Genomic DNA, 2,166 nt, shown 5'->3' with positions numbered 1-2,166 from the left:
GGACGGAACCGTCCCCGCCGCACCCCGGTGTCAGCCGTTCAGGCCGGCGTCCTCGCGGAAGAGTTCCTGGTCCAGCCAGACCGCGGCACGGGCGCCGTCGGCGGCACCGGTGATCACGAAGGTGAGGGCGTCGGGCAGCGCCTCCAGGCGGGCGGTGTCGCCGGCCGCGTACACGCCGGGCACGGACGTGCGCTGGAACTCGTCCACCCGCACGCAGCCGTCCGGGAGGATCAGGCACCCCAACCGCTCGGCCAGCGGGGAGTGCTGGCGGGTGGGTGCCCGGTGGTAGACGCCCTGCCGCTCGATCACCCGTCCGTCGGCCAGGACCAGGCGGACGGCGCCCTCCTCGCCCTCGACGCGGGTCACGGCCGTCTCCTCCACGGCGATCCCGGCCGCGGCGAGCCGGCCCGCGGCCTGCTCGGGCACGGGGTGCCCATTGGTGCACACGACCACGTCCTCGCTGAACCGGTCGGCGACGTAGAGGGCCTGCATGACCTGCGGCAGTTCGTGCCCCAGGACGGCCAGGCTCATCCCGCTCGTCTCCCAGCCGTGACAGAACGGACAGTGGTACACCCCTCGGCCGAACAACGCGGACAGCCCTTCCACCTGCTCGTCGAGCACGTCGACCTGCCCGGTGGCGAGGACCAGCTTGCGGGTGTGCTCCACCGTGCCGTCGGCCAGCGTCACGGTGAAGCCCGGCGTCGCGGACGCGGCGGCCGTGACGGTGGCCTCGCGCACCTCCACGTTCGGGTAGGCGCCGAGCTGGTCACGGCCTGTGCGGCGCAGCTCGGCGGGCGGGAAGCCGTCACGGCTGAGGAACATGTGCATCCGCGCCGCGGGCGCGTTGCGCGGGCGGTTCGAGTCCAGCAGGAGGACCCGCCTGCGCTGGCGTCCGGAGACCAGCGCCGCGTTGAGGCCCGCGGGTCCTCCACCCACCACGATCACGTCGTACATCGTCGGTCACTTCTCCCATGGCATGTCGATCAGTAAGTACGATAATAATTATCATTTTCAAGAAGAGGTGTGACAGGGAATGGTGAGGAAATCCGTGCAACACACTGGAGTCATCGGCGTGATGGGCGGCTACGGAGCGGTCGGCAGCGCCGTCGTGCGACGGCTGCACCGGGCGGGAGCCGGTCCGTTGCTGGTGGCCGGCCGCGATCCGGCCCGGGCCGAGGAGTTGCTCGCGAGTCTCCCGGAGGGAGGTCCGGACGTGCGCGCCCGCGCCGTCGACCTGGCCGACGCGGAAGCACTGGACCGCTTCACGGCGGACTGCCGGCTCGTCGTCAACTGCGCGGGGCCCTCGTACCGCGTCCTCGACACGGTCGCGCGGTCGGCGCTGCGGGGCGGTGCCGACTACGTCGACGCGGCCGGTGACGACCCGGTCCGCAACCTGCTCGCCGCCGACGGGGGCGCCGAACGGTGGGCGGCGGCCGGACGGGTGGCCGTGCTGTCCGCCGGCGCGCTGCCGGGCCTGTCGTCACTGCTGCCCCGCGCACTCGCCGCCCGGACCACGGGCGCCGCGGTACTGGAGGCCTACCTGGGCGGTGTCGCGCCGCTCACGCCGGCGGCGGCCGGCGACGTGCTGCTCGGCCGTGGGCCGGAGCACGGCACACCGGCGGCGGCCTGGCAGCGGGACCACGTGCGGGAGCGTGCGCTGGCTCCCCGCAGAGGGCTGCGGCTCGATGCCTTCCCCGCCCCCGTCGACGCCTTCCCCTTCCTGTCGACCGAGGCCGTCCGGCTGGCCCGTGCCACGGGCGTGGGGGAGGTGCGCTGGTACACCGTGTTCGGCGGTGGGCGCCTGGCCGAGGAACTGGCCATGGCGTGGGCGCTGGACAGCACGGAGACCGCCGGGCTGGTCGCGGCGGCCGATGAGGACGTACGGCGTCACGGGGCCTGGTACGGACAGGAGTTCCACCTCCGGGACGGGGCCGCGGACGACCGGCCGGTCGCGAAACTCGTCCTGCGCGCCGCGGACTCCTACGAGCTGAGCGGGTTCCTCGCCGCCGCCGCCGCTCTCCGGACACTCGACGGGTCGATCGCTCCCGGTGTGCACTTCGCCGCGGACGTACTCGATCCCGCACGCGTCACCGAGGAACTGGCGGCGGACGGCGCGGCGGAGCTGAGCATCTCGTGACACACCCGTCGGTGCGCTCCCCCGGCCCG

At 73.7% G+C, this 2,166-nt stretch carries 2 protein-coding genes; one reads left to right on the top strand and one right to left on the bottom strand.

The window, feature by feature from the left end:
• Nucleotides 1-30: 30 nt before the first annotated feature.
• On the bottom strand, nt 31-954 hold the full coding sequence (locus tag ACFXAE_RS36115; RefSeq protein WP_384723951.1) for an NAD(P)/FAD-dependent oxidoreductase: 924 nt from the start codon (nt 952-954) through the stop codon (nt 31-33).
• Between the two features lie 94 nt (nt 955-1,048).
• Between ACFXAE_RS36115 and ACFXAE_RS36110 the strand changes: the two genes are divergently transcribed.
• Entirely contained in the window at nt 1,049-2,137 is a 1,089-nt protein-coding gene (locus ACFXAE_RS36110; RefSeq protein ID WP_384723948.1) for a saccharopine dehydrogenase NADP-binding domain-containing protein, read from the top strand.
• Nucleotides 2,138-2,166: the final 29 nt, after the last annotated feature.

The sequence above is a fragment of the Streptomyces sp. NPDC059454 genome, assembly GCF_042749965.1.
In the GTDB taxonomy this organism is placed as follows: Bacteria; Actinomycetota; Actinomycetes; order Streptomycetales; family Streptomycetaceae; genus Streptomyces.
The sequence above is the reverse complement of the archived record's forward strand: the minus strand, read 5'-3'. Positions and strand labels throughout refer to the sequence as shown.

Coding starts and splice junctions, on each gene's coding strand:
- ACFXAE_RS36115 (WP_384723951.1), bottom strand. CDS start 954: ATGTACGACGTGATCGTGGTGGGTGGAGGACCCGCGGGCCTCAACGCG.